The organism is Frigoribacterium sp. CFBP 13707 (genome assembly GCF_014842245.1).
GTDB classification, from domain to species: domain Bacteria; phylum Actinomycetota; class Actinomycetes; order Actinomycetales; family Microbacteriaceae; genus Frigoribacterium; species Frigoribacterium endophyticum.
Window position 1 is genome coordinate 43,721 of record NZ_JACYVL010000005.1, and the last position, 6,288, is coordinate 50,008.

General features: G+C 74.1%; 6 protein-coding genes. All 6 read left to right on the forward strand.

Annotated features, from left to right (window positions below):
• The first annotated feature begins 238 nt into the window (after nt 1-238).
• The 6 genes from IFT45_RS10810 to IFT45_RS10835 all read left to right on the forward strand — a co-directional run bounded on the left by IFT45_RS10810 (nt 239) and on the right by IFT45_RS10835 (nt 6,272).
• The gene (locus IFT45_RS10810) at nt 239-1,372 is read left to right on the forward strand and encodes a LacI family DNA-binding transcriptional regulator (RefSeq protein WP_192128118.1); all 1,134 of its coding nucleotides are present in this window, start codon (nt 239-241) and stop codon (nt 1,370-1,372) included.
• A 167-nt stretch (nt 1,373-1,539) separates the two neighbouring features.
• Nucleotides 1,540-2,625, forward strand: coding sequence for a type IV toxin-antitoxin system AbiEi family antitoxin domain-containing protein (locus tag IFT45_RS10815; protein ID WP_192128119.1), 1,086 nt, complete (start codon nt 1,540-1,542; stop codon nt 2,623-2,625).
• Nucleotides 2,626-2,679: 54 nt separating this feature from the next.
• Nucleotides 2,680-3,144, forward strand: coding sequence for an acyl-CoA thioesterase (locus tag IFT45_RS10820; RefSeq protein ID WP_371810986.1), 465 nt, complete (start codon nt 2,680-2,682; stop codon nt 3,142-3,144).
• Nucleotides 3,145-3,360: 216 nt separating this feature from the next.
• Nucleotides 3,361-4,014, forward strand: a complete 654-nt coding sequence (locus IFT45_RS10825; RefSeq protein WP_185231599.1) for an MOSC domain-containing protein — start codon at nt 3,361-3,363, stop codon at nt 4,012-4,014.
• Nucleotides 4,015-4,048: 34 nt separating this feature from the next.
• Entirely contained in the window at nt 4,049-4,639 is a 591-nt protein-coding gene (locus IFT45_RS10830; protein ID WP_197982382.1) for a PadR family transcriptional regulator, read from the forward strand.
• 103 nt (nt 4,640-4,742) lie between these two features.
• Nucleotides 4,743-6,272: a DHA2 family efflux MFS transporter permease subunit gene (locus tag IFT45_RS10835; protein ID WP_185231597.1), complete on the forward strand. Its 1,530-nt coding sequence runs from the start codon at nt 4,743-4,745 to the stop codon at nt 6,270-6,272.
• Nucleotides 6,273-6,288: the final 16 nt, after the last annotated feature.

Below are 6,288 nucleotides of genomic sequence, written 5' to 3' on the forward strand. Positions count from 1 at the left end.
GCGGGTGACGAGCGGCGCGCAGCTCGCGCCGCCGCACACGACCGCCGACGTGCGCGGACGTCGGTGACCGCGCTTGCACAGCCTAGGAACGGCCCCGGATCGTCGTCAAGACGAGCAGCTCCACCCGCAAGAAGACGGACCTTCATCCAGTCGACGGTGTAGCGAGCCTGGTCGGGCCTCAGTTGCCGCCGGAGATGAGATCATCTGTGCAAGCGCTTGCACCGACCGAGGAGGAACCATGGCCGACGAGACGAGCAGCACTGCACCCGAGTCCCCGCGGGTGCCCACCATGGACGACGTGGCCGTCGCGGCGGGCGTGTCGGTGGCGACGGTGTCGCGCGCCCTGCGGGGGTCGCCGAAGGTGAGGAGCGAGACCCGCCGCGCGGTGGTCGACGCTGCCGAGCGGCTCGGGTTCGTCGTCTCGCGGACGGCCTCGAGCCTCGCCACGGGCAAGGTGCGCCGCGTCGCCGTGCTGATCGGGGCGCCGCTGACCGACTGGTTCAGCGGCAGCATCCTCGACGGCATCTACGACGTGCTCCGCGCCGCGGGCCTCGACCTCCTCCTCTACCGGGTGCACGACCGCACCGAGCGCGAGGCGTTCTTCGCGGCCCTCCCGGCGCGACGCAACGCCGACGCGGTGATCGTCGCCTCCTTCGCCCTGTCGGACGCCGAACAGGCGACGCTGACCGCCCTCGACATGCCCGTGGTCTACCTCAGCCAGCGCGTCGCCGGGCACCCCAGCGTCGGCATCGACGACCTCGCCGCCGGCCGGACGGCCACACGGCTGCTGCTCGGCCTCGGCCACCGGCGCTTCGTCTACCTGCGAGCCGCGCCCGACCGCGACTTCCGCTGGAGCGCCCACGAGCGGGAGGCGGGATGGGCCGCGGAGCTGGACGCCGCAGGAGTCGCCGCGTCGGAGCGGAGCCTCCTCGAGCTCGCGGCGGGGTCGGGGCTGGGCGACGAAGCCGCGGCGCGCCTCCTGACTGGTCCGCTGCCGGTCGCGGTGCTCGCCGAGGACGACGACCTCGCCCTCGGCGTGCTGGCGTCGCTCGAGCGACTCGGCGTGGACGTGCCCGGCGACGTGTCGATCGTGGGATTTGACGGGCAGCGACGGGCCGTGGACGCCGGGCTGACGACCGTGTCGCAGCCGGTCGCCGAGCTGGCCCGGCTCGCGGCGGAGGCGGCGGTCGCCCTCGCGACGGGGCCGCGGACCACGGCACCGCCGGAGGTGCACGAACTGCCGACCACCGTGGTGCTGGGGCGCACGACCCGTGCTGCTCCCGCTGGGGGCCGGCGGGGCGACGCGTCGAGCGGTCAGGACGAGCGTGCGGCTCGAGGCACGGGGGGCCCGCCCGGCGCCACGACGACCTGATCCGTCGACCGGTGCGGGGTGCCGCCGGGTGCCGAGGAGCCGGGGTGCGGGGCGCCGGATGCCGAACGGCGCGCGCCGCTCCCTCCCCCGCCGTCGCTGCGTGCGGATCGTCCCCAGCGCCCGGTGCCCGCCGCCGCTGTCGCGCGCAGCTCGACCAGGGTGGGCGGATGCACACAGCAGACGTCGTCGAGGTGATCGAGGCCGCCGGCGGGTTCGCCACCCGTCGGCAGCTGCGCCGAGCCGGCGCGACCGACCGCGACCTCACGCGGGCGGTGAGGTCGGGCGACCTGCACCGCCCCCGGCTCGGCTGGTACACGAACCTCCCCCGGGGCGACGCACGAGTCGTGGCGGTCAGCGTGGGAGGACGCCTGACGGGCGGGTCCGCCCTCTTCGAGCTGGGGGCCTGGATGTGGGAGCGACCGCCGCTCGTCACGGTGTCGGTCCCTCCCCATGCCTCGCGCCTGCGCCACCGAAGGTCGAGCCGGGTGGTCTACGACGACGGCGACGTCAGGAGCCGCGGTGGAGTCGCGATGGTCGACGTGCGGGACGCCCTCGTGAGGGCCGTGCTCGAGGAGTCCTTCGAGATCGCCGTGGCGCTCCTGGACTGGGCGCTGCACGGAGGGCGCATCACGTCGCGCGACCTCCGCGACATCGCCGCCCGGCTGCCCGCGGACGCCCGCGGCGTCGTCGACTGGGTCGACGTGTCGAGCGAGAGCATCCTCGAGAGCGTGGTGCGGGTCCGCCTGCGTCAGGCGGGCTTCCACGTCACCTCGCAGGTGCCGAACGGCTTCGGCGAGCGCACCGACCTCGTCGTGGAGGGCGTCCTCGGCATCGAGACCGACGGTCGTCGGTGGCACGCCCAGCGCTTCGACCGCGACGCGGTCAAGGACCTCCGCGGCTACGTCGCGGGCAGGATCCCGATGCACCTCAGCTACGCGGTCGTGCGGTACGACTGGCGCCAGGTGCTGGACGCCGTCGAGGCAGCCGTCGCGCTCCACCGCCGGGGCGGTCGACGTCGCCGCCCGCCCCGGGACGGCTCGCGCCCCGTGCCGCCGTCGGCACGGGGAGCCGGGCGCCGGGCGTGGCGCCTGCCCCGGCGCCCGTCGCCGCTGGCAGCCGCTCACCGGGGTCGGCCGCCGAGCGCGGGACGGCCGCCGAGCCCAGGGCGTCCCGCTCCGAGCCCGGCACCCGGGGCACGGGGGCGACCCGGCGCGACGCACCCGGTGCGGGCGCGCACGGCAGCGTCGCCCTAGGCTCTCTGGGCGAGCCGACCGGCCCACCCGAAGGAGACCATCGTGACCGACGCCATCACCCCCGGCGCGCCCGACCCCCTCGCGTCGCCCACGGAGACGACCGACGAGATCAACTTCCGCACCCGCAAGTGGGTCCGCCCCGAGGACCTCAACGCGAACGGCACCCTGTTCGGCGGCAGCCTGCTGCGCTGGATCGACGAGGAGGCCGCGATCTACGCGATCCTCCAGCTGGGCAACGGTCGCGTCGTGACGAAGTACATCTCCGAGATCAACTTCGTGTCGAGCGCCGCACAGGGCGACCTCGTCGAGATGGGCCTCCGCGCGACCGCCTTCGGCCGGACGTCGCTGACCATGCGGGCCGAGGTGCGCAACATGGTCACCCGCCAGAGCATCCTGACGATCGACAGGATGGTCTTCGTCAACATCGGGCCCGACGGCGCCCCCGCGGCGCACGGCTTCACGGAGATCACGTACGACCGCGACCGGATCCCGACCGGGTCGCTCAACAGCCAGGGCTGAGGCCCACGGCCGCTCGCGGGCTCCCGCCCGCGTGCGCCGTCGCATCGTCGCGTCGTCCCGTCGTGGCACCGTCGCGTCGAGCGTTCAGGTGACGCTCGCGTCTCGGGCGTCGCCCGGGTGAGCGACGCAGCCGCGACCTGAACGGTCGACCAGCGCGCGGCGGCCGCTCCGCCCCGACCGCTTGTCGCCTCCGCCGCGTTCGGGCACCATGGCTCCGTGCCCCTCCTCACCGCCGTCTGCCGCGTCGACCGCCTCCTGCCCGACTCCGGCAGCGTCGGCGTGACCGCGATCGACAAGCGCCCACTCGACGTGCCCGTGCCCGTCAAGCCGCTCGGCGTCTGGGGCGACGTCCAGGCCAGCCGCAAGCACCACGGCGGCCCCGACAAGGCCGTCTACGCCTACGCCGACGAGGACGCGCTCCACTTCGGCGACCTGCTCGGCTACGAGGTCACGCCCGGCCTGTTCGGCGAGAACCTCCGCACCTCGGGCCTCGACGTGACGGGGGCCGTCCTCGGCGAGCGCTGGGCCGTCGGCGACGGCCTCCTCCTCGAGGTGACCATGCCCCGCACCCCGTGCGCGACCTTCCAGCGCCGGCTCCGCGAGCCACGGTGGGTGGCGCGCTTCCAGGCCGAGGGCCGCCCGGGCGCCTACCTGCGGGTCGTGAAGTCGGGGCCCGCCGCGGCGGGCGACCAGATCGTCGTGGTGTCGCGACCCTCCCACGCCGTCACGATCGGCGACTGCTTCGCCGGCCTGACGCCCGAGGCCGCGCGGTCGCTCCTCGACGCCGACGAGCGGCTCTCCGACGTGGTGCGCGGCATCGCCGCCAAGGTCGTCGACCGCGACTCGGTGCAGTCTCTGCAGAAAAGTTGACCGCGGGCGACTACTCGTGCGAGAGTAACGCCTCGTGTCCTCCATCCGTCTCTTCGTGCTCGACTCGTTCGCGCGCCACGGAGACATGCACGGCCACCAGCTCCGGCTGCAGGCCGAGCAGGAGCACGTGCACTTCTGGACGGACGTCTCGGTCGGCGGCCTCTACGGCGCCATCAAGCGGCTGGCCGCCGAGGGGCTGCTCGCCCCGGTCCGCACCGAGCGCGAGGGGTCCTTCCCCGAGCGCCAGGTCTACGGCATCACCGACGCGGGCCGCGCCGCACTCGACGCGTCCCGCCGACACGCGCAGGACGAGATCGTCCTGCGCCCCGACCCCTTCGACCTCGCCCTGACCCGCGTCGACCCCGACCGGGTCGACGAGCTCCCCGCCACCGTCCGGCGCCGTCGCGCCGAGCTCGAGCGGCTGCTCGCCGAGTCCGCCGACCACCGTCGACGCGCCGATCCCTGGCTGTCCGTCGCCGAGAAGCACGCCCTCTCGCACCGTGAGCACCGCCTCCGCGCCGAGATCAGCTGGCACGACACGCTGATCGAGGCCCTGCCCGACATCGTCGAGGACGAGGAGGCGGGGGCCAGGCACGCACTGACCGGCAGGCCCTCGTCGGGCTGACCCGCGACTCCCCCTCACCGTCGACCACGACGCCCCCGCTCCGCCCGCTGCGCGCTCCGCGCCGGGCACACTCACCGCCGCCCCCGCGGCACGGAAGGCCCCCATGACCGACGCACCCGCCCGCCCCGGCGCCGCACCCGCCGTGCCTCGTCACGCCTGGTTCGCCCTCGTGGCGCTCCTGCTGGGCATGTTCATCGCCCTGCTCGACACCACGATCGTGAACGTCGCCCTGCCCACCATCCGCACCTCGCTCGACGCCTCGGAGTCGACCCTGTCGTGGATCATCTCGGGCTACGCGCTGGCGTTCGGGCTCACGCTCATCCCGGCCGGCCGCATCGGTGACCGGATCGGCCACAAGTGGGTCTACTTCACCGGCGTGCTGCTGTTCACGCTCGCCAGCCTCGCCTGCGGCGTGGCCACGAGCGACGTCCAGCTCGTCGTGTTCCGCGTCGTGCAGGGCCTCGCGGGCGGCATCTTCGTGCCGGCCGTCACCGCGTTCATCCAGCTGCTCTTCCCCGGCCGGTCGCGCGGCAAGGCCTTCGCCATCATGGGGGCCGTCATCGGCGTCTCGTCGGCCCTCGGGCCGATCATCGGCGGGCTCATCATCCAGGCGTTCGGCGACGAGAACGGCTGGCGCCTCGTCTTCTTCGTCAACCTCCCCTTCGGCGTCGCGACGCTGATCGCCGCGGCCATCCTGCTGCCGAAGCGCGACGAGTCGCTGCCCCGCCCCGACAAGGGCCTCGACTGGATCGGCCTGGTGCTCGTCTCAGCCGCGTTCGTCGCGCTGCTCGTCCCCCTCATCCAGGGCCAGGACGAGGGCTGGCCGCTCTGGACCTACCTGACCATCGCCGCGGGCGTGCTGCTGCTCGCCGCCTTCGGCGCCTGGGAGGTCGCGTACACGAAGCGCGGCCGCACTCCCCTCGTGCCCCCGAAGCTGTTCGCGCACCCCTCCTTCACCGGCGGCGTCGTGCTCGCCCTCGTGTACTTCGCGGCCTTCACCAGCATCTTCTTCACGATCTCGCTGCTCTGGCAGTCGGGCCTCGGCAACAGCGCGCTCGCCTCGGGCGCCGTCGCCATCCCGTTCGCGGTCGGCAGCATCATCTCGTCGTCGCAGAGCAACCAGATCGCCCAGAAGCTCGGCCGCAACGTGCTGGTGCTGGGCACGGCGCTCGTCGCGATCGGCCTCATCTGGATGTGGCTCGTGCTGATGACCACCGAGGCGGCCGACCTGACCAACTGGCTGCTGCTCGCGCCGCTGCTGATCGCGGGGCTCGGCAACGGGTTCTTCATCGCGCCGAACGTGCAGTTCATCGTCGCGACCGTCGACCCGCAGGACGCCGGCTCGGCGAGCGCCGTCATCTCGGCCATCCAGCGGATCGGCTCGGCCGTGGGCATCGCCATCATCGGCAGCGTGCTGTTCGGGTCGCTGCCCGGCGGGCGTGAGCTCGCCACGGCGGCGGGCCGGGCGACCGGCTTCACCGACGCGGCGGCGGCGGCCATGGGGGTGAGCGCGGCGTTCGCGGTCGTCGCCTTCCTGCTCGTGTTCGCGCTGCCGCGGCGCGTGTCGCACGGTCGGCCCCCGGCCGGCGCGGGCGCGGAGCGGGCGGAGAAGAGCCCGGCGGGGTCGCGCTAGCGGGTCGCTCGACCGG